Source organism: Paracoccus mangrovi (genome assembly GCF_042648425.1).
Lineage (GTDB): Bacteria > Pseudomonadota > Alphaproteobacteria > Rhodobacterales > Rhodobacteraceae > Paracoccus > Paracoccus mangrovi.
This window is the reverse complement of the sequence record NZ_JBHRXJ010000014.1, coordinates 1-16416: the sequence shown is the minus strand read 5'-3', so window position 1 is coordinate 16416 and position 16416 is coordinate 1. Positions and strand designations below refer to the sequence as shown.

Sequence of the window (16416 nt, the reverse complement as noted above, 5' to 3'; positions counted from 1 at the left end):
GGCCCTCACCCCGCCAGCATCAGCATCTGTTCGATATCCAGATGCGTTTCCAGATGCGCGGCCAGCCGGTCCAGCACCTGATCGACACCGGCCCCGTAATCCAGCGCCGACGCGACGCCCGCCTGCGCCAGCCATGCGGCGCGAAAGGCGTTATCGGAAAACAATCCGTGCAGATAGGTGCCCGCCACCCGTCCATCGGCGCTGATCGCGCCATCGGGCGCGGGAATATGGGCAAAGGGCCGGGCGCTGTCCGGGCCGGCGGTGCGGCCCAGATGGATCTCATAGCCCTCGATCGGCTGGCCAAGCGCGCAGCCGGTGATCCGCGTCAGACGCTTTTCGGCGGCCATATGGGTTTCGACATCCAAAAGCCCAAGCCCGGCATCGCTGCCGGGCGCACCGTCATGGCCATCGGGGTCATGGATCATGCGGCCAAGCATCTGATATCCGCCGCAAATCCCCAGAACGCGCCCGCCCCGCCGCAGATGCGCCACAAGATCGATATCCCAGCCCTGCGCGCGCAGGAATGCCAGATCGCCCCGCGTCGACTTGGTCCCCGGCAGGATGACCAGATCGGCATCCCCGGGCAGCGCGCGGCCCGGCGGCACCATGCTCAGCCGCACGCCCGGCTCCGCCGCCAGCGGATCCAGATCGTCGAAATTCGCGATCCGCGACAGCATCGGACAGGCGATATGAAACCCGCCCTGCCCGCGCGCGGCCCGCAGATCCACGGCATCCTCGGCCGGCAGGCGCGCGGCCTCGGCAAACCATGGCACCAGCCCCAGATCGGGCCAGCCGGTGCGGGCGACGATGGACGCGCGGCCGTCATCAAAAAGCGACGGATCGCCGCGAAAACGGTTGACGAGAAAGCCCCGGATCATCGCCGCATCCGCCGGATCAAGCACCGCCTGCGTGCCGACGATCTGGGCGATGACGCCGCCCCGGTCGATATCGCCGGCAAGCACGACCGGCACATCCGCCGCCCGCGCAAAGCCCATATTGGCGATATCGCGGGGGCGCAGATTGATCTCGGCCGGGCTGCCGGCCCCTTCGACCAGAACCAGCTGATGGCGGGCGCGCAGCCGGGCATAGCTGTCCAGAACCGCGTCCAGAAGCCCCGCCTTCAGCACGCCGTAATCCGCCGCCTGTGCCCGCGTCATGGCGCGCCCCTGCACCACCACCTGCGCCGCCCGGTCGGTTTCGGGCTTGAGCAGCACCGGGTTCATGTGAACCGAGGGCGCAAGCCCCGCCGCCAAGGCCTGCAAGGCCTGAGCGCGGCCGATCTCGCCCCCGTCGGGGGTCACGGCGGCATTGTTCGACATATTCTGCGGCTTGAAGGGCACGACATCGATGCCGCGCCGCCGCGCCGCGCGACAGAGTCCCGCCACAAGCAGCGATTTCCCGACATTCGAGCCGGTTCCCTGAATCATCAGCGCGCCCATGCCCGCCCCCGCTTGCCAATCCGCTGCATGGTGACTAGATAGGCGCGTCGCTGAATGAAAGGCCCCATGGTGGAAAACGTCGTCCTTACCGTGCATCTGATCCTGGCCCTGCTGTTGATCGGGGTGGTGCTGTTGCAACGGTCCGAAGGGGGCGGCCTTGGCATGGGCGGCGGCGGCGGTGGCGTCATGACCGGCCGGCAGGCCGCGAACGCGCTGTCGCGCCTGACCTGGATTTTCGCGACCGGTTTCATCATCACCTCGCTGACGCTGACGGTGATCGCGGCGCGCAGTGCCTCGAGCGGCTCGATCATGGATCAGCTGGATATCGGTGCAAGCGCACCCGCCAGCCCGTCGCCCTCGCCGGCGCTCGACAATTACGCGCCGCCTCCGGGCACCGCCGGCCAGCCGGTCACGCCGCCCGCACCGGCCGGTGCCACCAGCACCCCGGCCGCCTCGACCCCGGCCGCGCCCGCGCAGGACGCCGCCGCGGTGACGCCACCCGCGGCCCAGGCGCCGGCCAGCCCGGAACCGGCCGCGCCCGCGACCGAGGCGCCGGCAACCGGGACACCCGCGCCGGCCAATAACTGACACGACAACCGGGGGCGCGACATGCGCCCCTTAGCACAACCAGCGGTCCGTTGCGGCCACGGGACATATCGGATATAGCTCGAGTCCCGTGATGCCGCCCAGATTCGGGCCGCGATCGACTATTTGATTACTCACGGGGTCCCTATGGCGCGTTACATCTTCATCACCGGCGGCGTGGTTTCCTCGCTTGGCAAGGGGCTGGCCTCGGCGGCGCTGGGAGCGCTTTTGCAGGCGCGCGGCTATACGGTGCGGCTGCGCAAGCTGGACCCCTATCTGAACGTCGATCCAGGCACCATGAGCCCGTTCGAACATGGCGAGGTCTTTGTCACCGATGACGGTGCCGAGACCGATCTGGATCTGGGCCATTACGAGCGCTTTACCGGCGTGCATGCGCGCAAGACCGACTCGATTTCCTCGGGGCGGATCTATTCCAACGTGCTGGAAAAGGAACGGCGCGGCGCCTATCTGGGCAAGACCATTCAGGTCATTCCCCATGTCACAAATGAAATCAAGGACTTCCTGTCGGTCGGCGACAAAGAGGTCGATTTCATGCTCTGCGAAATCGGCGGCACGGTCGGCGATATCGAGGGCCTGCCCTTTTTCGAGGCGATCCGCCAGTTCATCCACGAACGCCCAAGCAACGAATGCATCCTGATGCATCTGACGCTGCTGCCCTATCTGGCGGCCTCGGGCGAATTGAAAACCAAGCCCACCCAGCACAGCGTCAAAGAGCTGCAATCCATCGGCCTTGCGCCCGACGTGCTGGTTTGCCGCAGCGAGCATCCGATCCCGGAAAAGGAACGCGCCAAGATCGCGCTGTTCTGCAATGTCCGTCCCGATCACGTCATCCCGGCCTATGACCTGAAATCCATCTATGAGGCGCCCTTGGCCTATCACCGCGCGGGTCTGGATCAGGCGGCGCTGGACGCGTTTGGGATCAGCCCCGCGCCGCGCCCCGATCTGTCGCGTTGGGAGGACGTGATGGACCGTCTGGAACATGCCGAGGGTCAGGTCCGAATCGCCGTGGTCGGCAAGTACACCCAGCTGGAAGACGCCTATAAATCCATCGCCGAGGCGCTGACCCATGGCGGCATGGCCAACCGGGTCCGCGTCAAGGCCGATTGGGTCGACAGCGAAAAACTGGAAGGCGAAGGCGCGCATCTGCTGGACGGCTATCACGGCATCATCGTGCCCGGTGGCTTTGGCGAGCGCGGCACCGAGGGCATGGTGACCGCCGCCAGATACGCGCGCGAGAAAAAGGTCCCCTATCTGGGCATCTGTCTGGGCATGCAGATGGCGGTGATCGAGGCGGCGCGCAATCTGGCCGGCATGCCCGATGCCGGTTCCGAAGAATTCGACCACGAGGCGGGCGAAACCCGCTTTACCCCCGTGGTCTATCACCTCAAGGAATGGGTTCAGGGCAATTACACCGTCAGCCGCAAGGTCACCGACGACAAGGGCGGCACGATGCGGCTGGGCGCCTATACGGCGGTGCTGGAACCCGGCTCGAAGATCTCGGAAATCTATGACGGCGCCTTGCAGATCGAGGATCGTCACCGCCACCGCTATGAAGTCGACGCGAAATATCGCGATCAGCTGGAATCGGCGGGGCTGAAGTTTTCGGGCATGTCGCCGGATGGCAAGCTGCCCGAGGTGGTGGAATATCCCGACCATCCCTGGTTCATCGGCGTGCAATCCCACCCCGAGCTGAAGTCCAAACCCTTTGAGCCGGCCCCGCTTTTCGCGGGCTTCGTGCATGCCGCGATGCAGGGCGCGCGGCTGGTCTGAACGGCGGGCCCATCAGCGCATAAAAAAGCCCGCAAGACGCGGGCTTTTTTATCGGAGCGATGGATATGCGGCGATCCGGTTCGGGGTCACCGCGCCGGCCTCCGGCCGATCAATGCGTCCAGGGCGCGCGGCGGTCGGTGGCGAAGTTTTCGCCGTAACCACGCGGGCGGATATTGGCGGCGCGGGCATGCGGCTCGGTCACGACATAATCCAGCCCCATTTCGCGGGCGTAATCCTCGGCCTGTTTGCGGGTCTCAAAGCGCAGGCGGACCTGGCTCTGGGTGTCGTCGCTGCTGGTCCAGCCCATCAGCGGGTCGATTTCACGCGCATCGGCGGCCGGATAGACCAGCACCCATTCCTTGGTGCGCGCGATGCCCGATTGCATGGCGTTGCGGGCAGGCTTGTAGATGCGGACTCGCATGGCGGGAACCCTCTGTTCTTGCTTGGCGCCGTTATCCCCGATGGCGCGCCCCGGATCAAGACGGGCCGGTGTCGCAGGCCCGATTTTCGCGGCCGGCATGACCGGTTTGCATCGCCGGGACTTGCATCGCCGCCCGAAAACGCCAGATTGTAGGCCGAGAACAAAGGTGAAACCATGGGCCATAACAACACCGACGCCCCCGTCACCCGCTATCCCGAGGTGACCCGCCCCAAGCTTGAGGGCGGCCGGCGGTTCGTCATGCATTCGGAATTTCAGCCCGCCGGCGACCAGCCCACCGCCATCGCCGAACTGGCACAGGGCGTGCGAAATGGCGAACGCGATCAGGTGCTTTTGGGCGCGACCGGCACCGGCAAGACCTATACCATGGCCAAGGTGATCGAAGAGACCCAGCGTCCGGCCATCATTCTGGCCCCGAACAAGACCCTCGCGGCGCAATTATACGGCGAATTCAAGGGATTTTTCCCCGAAAACGCCGTCGAATATTTCGTCAGCTATTACGACTATTACCAGCCCGAGGCCTATGTGCCGCGCTCGGACACCTATATCGAGAAGGAATCCCAGATCAACGAGGCCATCGACCGGATGCGCCATTCGGCGACGCGCGCGCTTTTGGAACGCGACGACGTGATCATCGTGGCCTCGGTCAGTTGCATCTATGGCATCGGCTCGGTCGAGACCTATTCGGCAATGACCCAGGACATGATCGTGGGTCAGCTTTATGACCAGCGCGAATTTCTGGCCGAGCTGGTCGCGCAGCAATATCGCCGCCTTGACGCCGCCTTTCAGCGCGGCGGTTTCCGGGTGCGCGGCGATGTGGTCGAGGTCTGGCCCGCCCACCTCGAAGACCGCGCCTGGCGCTTTGACTTTTTCGGAAACGAGCTTGAATCGATTACCGAATTCGATCCGCTGACCGGCGCAAAGACGGACAGTTTCAAACAGATCCGCATCTATGCCAACAGCCATTACGTCACCCCGCGTCCGACCTTGCAACAGGCGACCAAGGGCATAAGGGCCGAACTTCAGACGCGGCTGAAACAGCTGACCGACGAGGGCAAGCTGCTTGAGGCTCAGCGGCTGGAACAGCGCACGAATTTTGACCTGGAAATGCTGGAAGCAACCGGGGTTTGCAACGGGATCGAAAACTATTCCCGCTATCTGACCGGGCGCGCGCCGGGCGAACCGCCACCCACGCTTTTCGAGTTTATCCCGGATAACGCCATTGTTTTCGCGGACGAATCCCATGTCAGCGTGCCGCAGATCGGCGGCATGTATCGCGGCGACTTCCGGCGCAAGTTCACCCTGGCCGAACACGGTTTCCGCCTGCCCAGCTGCATGGACAACCGCCCGCTGAAATTCGAGGAATGGGACGCCATGCGTCCGCAATCGGTCTTTGTCAGCGCCACCCCGGCCGATTGGGAGATGGACCAGAGTGGCGGCGTCTTTACCGAACAGGTGATCCGCCCCACCGGCCTGATCGATCCGCAGATCGAAATCCGCCCGGTCGAGATGCAGGTCGACGACCTTCTGGACGAGGTGCGCAAGGTCTCGGCCGCGGGTTACCGCACGCTGGTCACCACATTGACCAAGCGCATGGCCGAGGATCTGACCGAATATCTGCACGAACAGGGCATTCGCGTGCGCTATATGCACAGCGATATCGACACGATCGAGCGGATCGAGATCCTGCGCGACCTGCGGCTGGGCGCGTTCGATGTTCTGATTGGTATCAACCTGTTGCGCGAAGGTCTTGATATCCCGGAATGCGGGTTGGTCGCAATTCTCGATGCCGATAAGGAAGGTTTCCTGCGTTCGGAAACCTCGCTGATCCAGACCATCGGCCGCGCCGCGCGCAATGCCGATGGCCGTGTCATCATGTATGCCGACCGCATCACCGGCAGCATGGAACGCGCCATGGCCGAGACCGAGCGCCGGCGCGTCAAGCAGATGGCCTATAACGAGACGCATGGCATCACCCCCCAGACCGTGCGCAAGAATGTCGAGGACGTTCTGGCCGGCCTCTGGCAGGGCGATACCGATCAGTCGCGGATCACCACCAAGGTCGACCGCCCCATGGTCGGCGCCAATCTTGCCGCCCATCTGGATGCCCTGCGCGCCCAGATGCGCAAGGCTGCCGAGAACCTCGAATTCGAAGAGGCCGCCCGCCTGCGCGACGAGGTCAAGCGGCTTGAGGCGGTCGAGCTGGCCGTGGCCGACGACCCGCTGGCCCGGCAATCCGCCATCGACGAGGCCGCCGAGGCGGCGGTCAATGCCTCGGGCCGGTCCAGCGCCGGACGCGCCGGGCAACGCGGTGGCAACAAGCGTTCCAAGCGACGGCGCTGATCGCCGACCTGCCCAAAGCGACAGGCGAAGAGATTATGATTTTGTGACAAACTTCTGCCCAGGCACGCATTTTATCAGCCTTGGGAGATCGTCATGTCCGTTCTGTCTCTGAATGCCGATACGCTTCAACTGGATGCTGAATCCGCCAAGATCGCCGGCAAGAACGCGGCTGAATCTTATCGCAGCAAACAGCCCTATCCCTATGGCGGATTTGATGACTTTCTGCCCGCCGAGGTTCTGGACCGGGTGCTTGCAGAGCTGCAAACGCTGCCCGAGGCCGAGACCAGCTTCAACCGGCCACAGTAAAAGCTGAAGACCAGCTATGTACCGGAACGCCTGCCGCCCTATACCCGCAACCTGTTCTATGTTTTGAATTCAAGGCCTTTCGTTCAGTTTCTCGAAGGCATGACCGGGATCAAGGGGCTGATCCCCGATCCCTATTTCGCCGGTGGCGGGGTCCATGTCGTCGGAAATGGCGGCCATCTGGATATCCATGCCGATTTCAACCACAATGCCATTCTGAATCTGGAAAGACGGCTGAATGTCCTGATTTACCTCAATAAAGACTGGGAGGAGGCATTTGGCGGCTCGTTCGAGATCTGGAACAATGACATGACCCAAATGGTCGAAAGTTTCGTCCCGCGCTTCAATCGCATGGTCTGCTTCAATACCGGCTCGTCGACATGGCACGGCAATCCGACGCCCGTGAACCATCCCGAGGGAAGGCCGCGCATGTCGCTTGCGCTGTATTATTATACCGCAACCTGGGATGGCACAAAAAGGTCGCATACGACACTCTTCAAACCGCGCCCGGGCAGTATCGACCAGGCCGATCACGAAACCCGGCGCAACGAGATCTTGCAGGATATCGTCCCGCCGATCATGTACCGACGGCTGATCGGCCCGCTGCGCCGGCTGGGCTTTTGATGCGAAAGCCTAGCCGCAGGTGACGCGGATCAGCTTGCCGCTGCGGTCATATTCAAAGTTCAACCGTTTTGGCGCGAAATCCATCGTGACCGGATCGCCGGTGCGATAGGTCCGATAGGGCGTATCGGCCGGAATGGTCAGGATCGGATTGGTCTGGCCGACCAGATCGGTGAAACGCGTCGCACCACAGCTGTCATCGGCTGCGCCATCGCTGGGGGCGCTGTCGGCATCCGTCATATCATTGGCTTCGGACGCCGCGTTGTCACAGGCCATCAACAGCAACGGCACGGACAGGATCAGCGGCAAAATTTGCTTCATGGCAATATCCTCGGCGGTTCGGGTGACGCCGCGACAACTCTTGAGCCGCTAAATAGTTCCATCAAAAGAAAAATCGGCGACGATCAGCCGATGCGCGCGACCACCTCGTCCAGAAGCGCGTCGATTTCGGCGCGGGCGGCGGCATTGCGCGACGATTCACCCGCACCCAGCCCCTGTCCCAGCGTTTCGGCATAGGCGACACGGTTCGCAAGCTGCGCATCCGCCACCTCGGCGCCCAGTTCGGCCGCCCCCTGCGCCACATCGCCGGTCAGACGGGTATTGGCGCGGGTCCGGTTCAGCACGATCAGCGTGTCGCATTTCTCGCGCCGCGCCAGATCCAGCACCCCCTCGGTCGCCCAAAGATCGACCTGGCTGGTCGCCACCGGCACCACCACCAGATCGGCGACGCGCAGCGCCGGGCGCAGGTCGCTGTCGATCTTGGGCGGCGTGTCGATGATGACATAATCGAAGCGTTTCTTGAGCTTGTCGGATTCGTAGCTGGCCCCCCAGGCCGAAGAGGTGCCGAATTCCAGCGCCTCATCCTCGCCCCGGCGTTCCAGCCGTTCCAGAAACCAGCGGCCCATGCTGCCCTGCGGGTCGGTATCCAGAAGCGCCACCGAATGGCCGCGCCCGCGCAGCGCCACCGCAAGGTTCACCGCCACCGTCGTCTTGCCCGAGCCACCCTTCTGCTGTGCAACCGTAATGACTCGTCCCGCCATGGCCTTCCCTCCGTTCCGGTTTCCGCCGGCCTGTTTTCGACAGATTAGGGGCTGTGCACGGGCAATGCACGGCCTTTTCGCATGTGCAGAATGATCCGCCGCGCTCAGCGGTTCCAGGTATCGACCACCTCGTACATGACCGGTTCGAAATGGCGGCACATGGCATGGATGGCGCGGTTTCTTTCGCGCATCTCGGCGGTGCGCAGCATGGCCTGATAGTCGCGGCGGTCATGCCATTGCGAATAGGTGGCGATCCGGGTCTGGGCGTCGTTCAGATGGATCGCACCCGAGACATAGCCGGGCTGGCGGCTGATGACCTGGGCATAGGCCTCGCTCAGCGCGTCCAGCACGTCCTGCGCCGATCCGGGCGTCACCTCAAAGGTGCAGATCACGGTCTGTCCGTCGAAATTCTTGTCGATGCGGGTCATGGCTGGCCTCCGTTTTCCCTCGCCTCGTCTTCACCTTACGCGAGCGCGCGCATGGTTGCAGCGGTTTTCGTCAGGGGGCATGCTGGCCCGCAACCTTGGAAAGGACTGACCATGATTCCGGTGTTTGACGGCCATAACGACTTTTTGCAGCGCATGATCCCGGCCGGCCCCGACCGTGACCAATTGTGGCTGCAAGGCGATGGCACCGGCGCGCTGGATCTGCCGCGGATGCGGGCGGGCGGCATGGCGGGCGGATTTTTTGCGATCTGGGCGCCCTCAGGGCCCGATCCCGATGCCGAGTTGCATGCGATCCAGAAACAGAACCCGCCCTTTGCCCTGCCCCTGCCCCCCGAGGTGCCGCTGGCCGAGGCCCTGACCCATGGCTTTGCGCTGGCCGGCCAGCTGATGGCGATGGAGCGGACCGGCACGCTGTCCATCTGCAAGAGCGCGGCCGAGATCCGCGCCGCCATGGCCGCCGGCCGCGTTGCCGCCATCATGCATATCGAGGGCGCCGAGCCGATCGCCGATCTGGACGCGCTGCATGTCTGGCATGCGATGGGGCTGCGCTCGCTGGGCCCGGTCTGGTCGCGGCCGACGCGCTATGGCCATGGCGTGCCCTTTGCCTTTCCGTCCTCGCCCGATACCGGGCCGGGGCTGACCGGGGCCGGCAAGGATCTGGTGCGCGAATGCAACCGGCTGCGGATCATGCTGGACCTGTCGCATCTGAACGAAAAGGGCTTTGACGATATCGCCGCGCTGACCGACGCGCCGCTGGTCGCCAGCCACAGCTGCGCGCATGCGGTTTCGCCCAGCTCGCGCAACCTGACCGACCGGCAATTGCGGGTAATCGCGGAAACCGGCGGGCTGGTCGGGCTGAACTATGCGATCGGCTTTCTGCATCCCGAGGGGCTGCGCACACCGATGCATGGCTTTGACATCATCCTGCGGCATCTGGACCATCTTCTGGGCATTCTGGGCGAGGATGGGGTGGCGCTTGGCTCGGATTACGACGGCGCCGAAATGCCCGAGGATCTGAGCGATGCGTCAAAGCTGCAAGGGTTGGTTCAGGCGATGCTGGATCACGGCTATGGCCGCGAATTGACCGAAAAGATCGCCGCGGGGAACTGGATCGGCGTGCTGGAACGGACCTGGGGCGGCTGACCCAGGCCCGGACCTGGGCATATCCGGTTGGCCCTGTCGGTTGGATGGGGCCAATTGGGCGGGGTGATCTGGGAAAACTCGATGGGGCGGCAATCCGGACTGGGAAACACGGAACGGTAAAGCTTGGATCGCCGACCCCATAAGCAAGTTTTTGCCACAACCTGGGCGGGAAATGAACTTGTCGTTTCGGTCAGCTGACCTTTCGGACAGGTCCAGCGCCCGAAAGCCCAGCCTGCATTGACCGAAATCGCGTCAATGGCCCCGGCCGGATGCGAATCGTCCGGCGCCGCCTAGTCCTGGGTGACCACCGGTTCCAGCCCCAATGCACTGGCCAGCGCCCGAAAGCGCGCTTCGGCGACCTCGCCCATCAAGGCGGATCCGATCTTGGTCAGGCGCAGCTCAAGCTGTCCCTTCTTGGGCAGAACCTTCAGCGTCCCCGCCTCGGCCGGATCCTTGACCGAGAACATGGCGCCGAACCGCATGGCCTTGCCCAGCACCTCGGCGTCACGCATTTCCTCTTCGCTGAGCAGGGCGAAAAGGGGCGCCATCGGCGAATTGGAACGGCTGTTCTTATAGCGATGCAGCAGCGACAGGCCTAGAAAGACCCGCTCGGGATGGCTGAGCGCCGCCATATTGGCCCGCGTCACATTGTCGAAACAGGCATCGGCGCGGTAATCGGGATGTGTGCGCCAGGTCGTGTCATGCAAAAGACAGGCGGCCCGGATCAGCCGGTCGCGTTCGGGCGGCACCTTGGCGAACAAGGGTTGCAGGAACTGATACAGCTTCTTGCCGAAACCGGGCATCCGCGCCATCTGACGTTCGGCAAACCGCGCCGCCTCGATCAGCGGATCGCGCGACCGCAGGCCGGCGGGCATCTGTTCGTAAAGCAGCCCCTCGCGGATGCCATAGGACGACACCGCCAGCGATTTCGGCTTCAGGCTTTCGACCAGCTGTTTCAGCACCTGACTGGCCAGCGGCACCAACTCCATCCGGCTTTGTGAAATGCCCGTGGCGGCGCGCATCTCGGGGATGGTTTTGCCGGCGATCCATTTCACCGTATCGATCGCGGCTTCGGGGGTCATGCGGTATTCGTGCAGCACCGTCATCGGATAATCGGTGCGCAGCATGTCCAGCCGTGCGATGGCCCGCCATGAGCCGCCGACCAGATAGATCTGATCATGCCCGCGCCCCATCTTGTCGGCGGCATTCTCCATGACCTTGCGGATATGGTCGCGCAAGCCCGCTTCGCCCCCCTTGACCTGTTGCAGGCGGAATGGCCCCAGGGGTGTCGAGATACGCTTGCCGACCTTGCCGTCAGCGACCTCGGCCAGCTCCATCGAGTTGCCGCCGATATCGCAGACCAACCCCCGCGCCTCGGGCCAGCCCAGCAGCACGCCCTGCGCGGAAAGCCGGGCCTCTTCCTCGCCGTCGATAACCCAAAGCTTGAGCCCGGTTTCCTTTTCGACAGCCTTGCGAAAGGCGGGGCCGTCCTTGGCCTCGCGCACGGCGGCGGTCGCCACGCAGGTCAGGGGCTTAATGCCCATCCCCTCGGCCAGCGCCGCAAAACGCTTCAGCGCCGTCATGCCACGCTGCGCACCATCGGGGTTCAGCATGCCGGTCGTGGCCAGCCCCTGCCCCAAACCCGCCATCACCTTTTCATTGTAGAAATAGGCTGGCGAACGCGCGGCCCCGTCGAACACGACCATCCGGATCGAGTTCGATCCGACATCGACCACGCCCACGCGGCTCAGCGCCCGCTCCGAGGCACGTTCGAACAATGATCGGCCAAAGGGCTCGATGGTTTCTCCGCTTGCGGTCACGACACCGTTCATCGGGTTCCTCTCGATTCCGTTACCCTGCCGGGTGGTAGCGTTTGGATGGTTCAATTCAACCGAGGCGTCAATCCATGGAATGCGTCAGCGCCGGAACGTCGCGCGCGCCGGCGCTGCCGCGCCCCGACAAAGACGGGTTTTCCATGAAGAATTTATGGCATGAGAACAAATCGTCGCGCCCCGCCGGCAGATAGCGCAGATAGCGCCCGTCGGGCTGCAACAGCCAGCTTTGCGCCTCGTCCGCCATATTGGCGGCCATGATCTGGCTGGTGATCTGGGCCTTGACCGTCTCATTCTGGCATTCGATCAGGGTCTCCACCCGGCGCGACAGGTTGCGCCCCATCCAGTCGGCCGAGCTGATGAACACCCGTGCCTTTTTCGAAGGCAGGCCGAAGCCATTGCCGAAACAGATAATGCGGGAATGTTCCAGAAACCGGCCGACGATGGATTTCACCCGGATATTGTCGGACAGGCCCGCAATGCCGGGACGCAGCCCGCAGATGCCGCGAATGACCAGATTGATCCGCACGCCGGCCTGACTGGCGGCGTAAAGCGCCTCAATCACGTCCTTTTCGATCAGGCTGTTCATCTTGGCCCAGATCGCGGCTGGCCGGCCGCGGCGGGCGAACTCGGCCTCACGGGCGATCATCTCGATCAGCCTTTCTTTCATGTCGATGGGCGAGATCGCCATGTTTTCCAGCCCGTCGGGCTGGACATAGCCGGACAGGAAATTGAACACCTTGGATGCATCGCGCCCCAGCGCCGCATCACAGGTGAACAGCGACAGGTCGGTGTAAATCCGCGCGGTGATCGGGTGATAATTGCCAGTGCCGAAATGGGTATAGGTGACCAGCCGGTCGCCCTCGCGCCGGACCACGGCGCTGATCTTGGCGTGGGTCTTGTACTGCACGAAACCATAGACGACATGGGCGCCGGAACGCTCCAGCCGGCGCGACTGGCGGATATTGGCAGCTTCGTCGAAACGCGCCTTCAGCTCGACCAGCGCGGTGACGGATTTGCCGGATTCGGCGGCCTCGCACAGGGCGTCGACAATCGGACTGTCGCGCGATGTGCGGTAAAGCGTCTGCTTGATCGCCAGCACGTCGGGATCGCGCGCAGCCTGTTGCAGAAACCGGATCACCATGTCGAAGGTTTCATAAGGGTGGTGCAGCAGCATGTCCTTTTGCCGGATGGCCGCGAACATGTCGCCGTCATGGTCCTGGACGCGTTCGGGCACGCGCGGCGTAAAGGCCGGCCATTGCAGGTCGCGGCGCGAATCCAGCACCAGTTCGCGCAGATCGGCCATGCCGACCAGCCCCTCGACCTCGATCACCTCATCGGAATGGACGTTCAGTTCGTCCTTGATCAGTTTGCGCAGCCGGTCGGGCGCGCCGGCCGTGATCTTCATCCGGATGACGCTGCCGCGCCGGCGCCGTTTCAGCGCGGTCTCGAATTCGCGGACCAGATCCTCGGCCTCTTCCTCGACCTCAAGGTCGCTGTCGCGCAGCACCCGGAACGCGCAATGGCCAATGTCGCGATAGCCGGGAAACAGGCTGGGCAGGTGCATCAGCAACAAGTCTTCCAACCGCAGGAACCGCTTGCCGCCGGGCAGCGCGATAAAGCGCGCGACTTGCTGCGGGATCGGCAGCAGGGCCTGCATCTGGCGCCCGTCGCCCTCGCGCGCCAGTTCCAGCGCCAGCGAAAAGCCGGCATTGGGGATGAAGGGAAAGGGATGCGCCGGGTCGATGGCCAGCGGCGACAGCACCGGAAACACCTGCTCGGTGAAATAGCGGTGCAGGAATTCCTCTTCGGCGCGGGTGATGCGCGACCGCGACAGGATGGCGATATCGACCAGTTCAAGCTCGCGGCGCAGTCCGTTCCAGACCGCCTGTTGCGCGCCCATCAGCCGGCGCGCATCCGCGTTGATCAACGCCAGCTGGTCCGAGGGCGTGCGCCCGTCATCGGATAGCGTGGCGTTCCCCTCGCGCACCAGTTCGCGCAAGCCGGCGACGCGGACGGTGTAGAATTCGTCCAGATTGGTGGCGCTGATCGACAGAAAGCGCAGCCGTTCCAACAGCGGCACCCGCGGGTTTCGCGCCTCGTCCAGAACGCGCCAGTTAAAGGCGAGCCAGCTGATTTCGCGGTTAAAGACGCGATCGGGACCTTGCGGCACGCCATCGCGCAGCGCGCGCGGTTCGGGAAACGGGGTTTTCAGGTAATCGGCTTGGGTCATGGTGATCGGATCGACGGAAAAAAGGGGCGAAAGGGTCGGCTGGGCCACAGTGACGCGGCGGCCGGATCATGGATCGGGCGGGGTCAGTTTGTCCAGCAGTTCGGCCGCGAGACGGCGGCTGATGGCGCGGCGATGGGCCAGCGATTCCCGATCCATCGCCGAGACCAGACGGCGCGCCAGATCCAGATCGCGATCCATGCGCAGCGCCAGCCAGTCGATCACCTCGGGCGGGGCCTGAATCTGGCGATCCGCGAAAAGCTTGACCAGCACCGCCGGCAACAATGCCTCATCGGGCGCGGCCAGCACCGCCTGCGCGGCGCTGTCGAGCCGCGAGCGCAGATCCGGCAACCCGATCCCCCAGTCGCGCGGCGCGGCGCGGGCGGTGATCAATAGCCGGCAATCGCGCGCGCCCGCGAGGTTCCACAGGTGAAACAAGCCCTGTTCGGCCTCGGGATTGCCGCCGGCCTCATGGCCATCCTCGACCACCACGGCGCCGCCCTGGGGCACATGTTCATCGGCATTGGCCGGGTTCAGCGTCCAGCCCTGAACGATATGGGCGCCGCGCTCATCGGCCCAGAACCCGGCCAGATGCGACTTGCCCGCCCCCGGCGCCCCGATCAGCAGCATCCGCCCGCCCGGCCAGTCCTCGGGCTGGTCCAGCATGCCAAGCGCATGGCGATTGGCGCCCGAGATCAGGAAATCGTCCCGCGACGATGCCGGCGGCATCGTCAGGTCAAGGGTCAGCTGCCGGGCCACGGATCAGGCGGTCCCGCGACCCGGATCATGGGCCCGTTCATCGGCCAGAAGATCGCGCGGCGCGGGCGGACCCTCGGCATCGGGTTCGGCGCCGGCACGCTGGCGGGCCTGCTGGGCCTCGAGCAGCTCGGCCAGATGTTCATCATTGTGCAGACGCGCAAGCGCCACCTCATGCGACATCTGGGCCAGTTTGCGTTCATGGGCGGCGGTGCCGCGCGCGACCAGCTCGACCCGGGTGGGCGGGGCCGGCGGGGCCGGTATCTCGCGCCCGGTATAGATCGGGCTGTCCTTGTAGCGGCCGACCGCATAGCGCACCAGAACCCCCAACGCCGCCGAAACCGGCACCGCCACCAACAGGCCGACAAAGCCGAAGATGGTGCCAAAGACCGACAAGGCCAGCATCAGCCAGATCGGATGCAGGCCAATGCTGCCGCCGACGATCTTGGGCTGCAGATAATTGCCCTCGACCACCTGACCGATGGCAAAGATGGCCACCACGGCGGCGATCCAGACCGGATCGCCCCAGAAGCTGAACAGCGCAACACCGATGGCCGTCGCGCCGCCGATCACCACGCCTACATAGGGGATGAACGAAAGCGAGGCCGCCAGAACCCCGATGGCCACGCCGAAAGGCAGCCCCACCAGTCCCAGCCCGATCGAATAGAAGGTGCCGAGAATCAGCATTACCAGCCCCTGCCCGCGCACGAAGCCCGACAGCGCAACGTCGATCTCGGTGGCCAGGAAGCGGATGGTGGGCGCATGTTCGCGCGGCAGCAGCTCATCCAGACGCGCGACCATCTTGTCCCAGTCGAGCAGCAGATAGAACGCAACCACCGGCACGATGACGACCAGCGCCAGCACGCTGAACACGCTCATCACCGAACCAAGCACGGTGCTGAGCAGCTCGCCCCCCCGCGCGCTGATGTTCTTGGCGGCATCGGTCAGCGCGTTGTTGACGGTGCTGCCCTCGGTAAATATCTCGGGAAAGCGCGTGCGCAGGAACGACATCAGCTGTTCGGCCATCTGCGGCGCCGTCTCGATCAGCGCGGTGGTCTGGCGCACCAGCACCGGCACCAGCAGCAGAAAGGCCAGCACCACCACCGTGATCGCGACCACGGTGATGACCACGACCGACAGCGTGCGCGACAGGCCCAGCCGTTCCAGCCGGTCGGCCACCGGATCCATCAGATAGGCCACGGCGGCGCCAAGGATAAAGGGCATCACCGCATTGCCCACCAGCCACAGCGCCAAAAGCAGCACGGCCAGCGCCGCGCCCCAGTACCAGACCTGCTTCTGTGACGTCAGCCGCATGGCCGGTTCTCCCTGTCCGTGTGTCGGCACCTATTTGAACCGACATTCTCCAAGTGGCCTGCCGCTTGACTTCAAGATCGCCTGATTTTGCTCGCTGGGCAAGCGTTTTTCGCCCCGAGCGGTGTCTGTCGTCG

General features: G+C 64.3%; 15 protein-coding genes. 6 read left to right on the top strand and 9 right to left on the bottom strand.

What is annotated here, in order from left to right; genetic code table 11:
- Positions 1-5: 5 nt before the first annotated feature.
- Positions 6-1439 (bottom strand): cobyric acid synthase, encoded by a 1434-nt coding sequence (locus tag ACFOMH_RS16230; RefSeq protein WP_377745791.1) that lies wholly within the window; start codon positions 1437-1439, stop codon positions 6-8.
- Positions 1440-1493: 54 nt separating this feature from the next.
- On the opposite strand from ACFOMH_RS16230, the gene secG reads away from it, so the two are divergent.
- Entirely contained in the window at positions 1494-2027 is a 534-nt protein-coding gene (gene secG, locus ACFOMH_RS16225) for a preprotein translocase subunit SecG (protein WP_377745789.1), read from the top strand.
- Positions 2028-2171: 144 nt separating this feature from the next.
- On the top strand, positions 2172-3815 hold the full coding sequence (locus ACFOMH_RS16220; RefSeq protein WP_377745788.1) for a CTP synthase: 1644 nt from the start codon (positions 2172-2174) through the stop codon (positions 3813-3815).
- 109 nt (positions 3816-3924) lie between these two features.
- Here the strand turns inward: ACFOMH_RS16220 and ACFOMH_RS16215 are convergent, their stop codons facing one another.
- A complete protein-coding gene (locus ACFOMH_RS16215; protein WP_374422142.1) occupies positions 3925-4236 on the bottom strand; it encodes an ETC complex I subunit in 312 nt (103 codons plus the stop codon).
- Between the two features lie 174 nt (positions 4237-4410).
- Here ACFOMH_RS16215 and uvrB point away from each other — a divergent pair, with 174 nt between their 5' ends.
- The 3 genes from uvrB (at position 4411) to ACFOMH_RS16200 (ending at position 7524) form a co-directional block, all read left to right on the top strand.
- The gene (gene uvrB / locus ACFOMH_RS16210; protein ID WP_377745786.1) at positions 4411-6597 is read left to right on the top strand and encodes an excinuclease ABC subunit UvrB; all 2187 of its coding nucleotides are present in this window, start codon (positions 4411-4413) and stop codon (positions 6595-6597) included.
- 93 nt (positions 6598-6690) lie between these two features.
- Positions 6691-6903 (top strand): hypothetical protein, encoded by a 213-nt coding sequence (locus ACFOMH_RS16205; protein ID WP_377745784.1) that lies wholly within the window; start codon positions 6691-6693, stop codon positions 6901-6903.
- 99 nt (positions 6904-7002) lie between these two features.
- Positions 7003-7524 (top strand): 2OG-Fe(II) oxygenase, encoded by a 522-nt coding sequence (locus tag ACFOMH_RS16200; protein WP_377745782.1) that lies wholly within the window; start codon positions 7003-7005, stop codon positions 7522-7524.
- 9 nt (positions 7525-7533) lie between these two features.
- On the opposite strand, the gene ACFOMH_RS16195 is transcribed toward ACFOMH_RS16200, so the two are convergent.
- The 3 genes from ACFOMH_RS16195 to ACFOMH_RS16185 form a co-directional block, all read right to left on the bottom strand.
- A complete protein-coding gene (locus tag ACFOMH_RS16195) occupies positions 7534-7842 on the bottom strand; it encodes an I78 family peptidase inhibitor (protein ID WP_374422136.1) in 309 nt (102 codons plus the stop codon).
- Positions 7843-7925: 83 nt separating this feature from the next.
- Positions 7926-8561 carry a ParA family partition ATPase gene (parA, locus tag ACFOMH_RS16190; RefSeq protein WP_374422134.1) on the bottom strand — a complete coding sequence of 212 codons (636 nt, stop codon included), beginning with the start codon at positions 8559-8561 and terminating at the stop codon, positions 7926-7928.
- 104 nt (positions 8562-8665) lie between these two features.
- Positions 8666-8989 (bottom strand): antibiotic biosynthesis monooxygenase family protein, encoded by a 324-nt coding sequence (locus ACFOMH_RS16185; RefSeq protein ID WP_374422133.1) that lies wholly within the window; start codon positions 8987-8989, stop codon positions 8666-8668.
- 111 nt (positions 8990-9100) lie between these two features.
- Here ACFOMH_RS16185 and ACFOMH_RS16180 point away from each other — a divergent pair, with 111 nt between their 5' ends.
- On the top strand, positions 9101-10150 hold the full coding sequence (locus ACFOMH_RS16180; RefSeq protein ID WP_377745779.1) for a dipeptidase: 1050 nt from the start codon (positions 9101-9103) through the stop codon (positions 10148-10150).
- Between the two features lie 290 nt (positions 10151-10440).
- On the opposite strand, the gene ACFOMH_RS16175 is transcribed toward ACFOMH_RS16180, so the two are convergent.
- The 4 genes from ACFOMH_RS16175 to ACFOMH_RS16160 all read right to left on the bottom strand — a co-directional run bounded on the left by ACFOMH_RS16175 (position 10441) and on the right by ACFOMH_RS16160 (position 16282).
- Positions 10441-11982, bottom strand: a complete 1542-nt coding sequence (locus tag ACFOMH_RS16175; protein WP_377745777.1) for a Ppx/GppA family phosphatase — start codon at positions 11980-11982, stop codon at positions 10441-10443.
- A 67-nt stretch (positions 11983-12049) separates the two neighbouring features.
- Entirely contained in the window at positions 12050-14215 is a 2166-nt protein-coding gene (locus ACFOMH_RS16170; protein ID WP_377745775.1) for an RNA degradosome polyphosphate kinase, read from the bottom strand.
- Between the two features lie 66 nt (positions 14216-14281).
- Positions 14282-14971, bottom strand: coding sequence for a chromosomal replication initiator DnaA (locus ACFOMH_RS16165; protein WP_377745773.1), 690 nt, complete (start codon positions 14969-14971; stop codon positions 14282-14284).
- A gap of 3 nt (positions 14972-14974) precedes the next feature.
- Complete coding sequence (locus ACFOMH_RS16160) at positions 14975-16282, bottom strand: AI-2E family transporter (protein ID WP_377745771.1); 1308 nt, start codon at positions 16280-16282, stop codon at positions 14975-14977.
- Between the last annotated feature and the right edge of the window lie 134 nt (positions 16283-16416).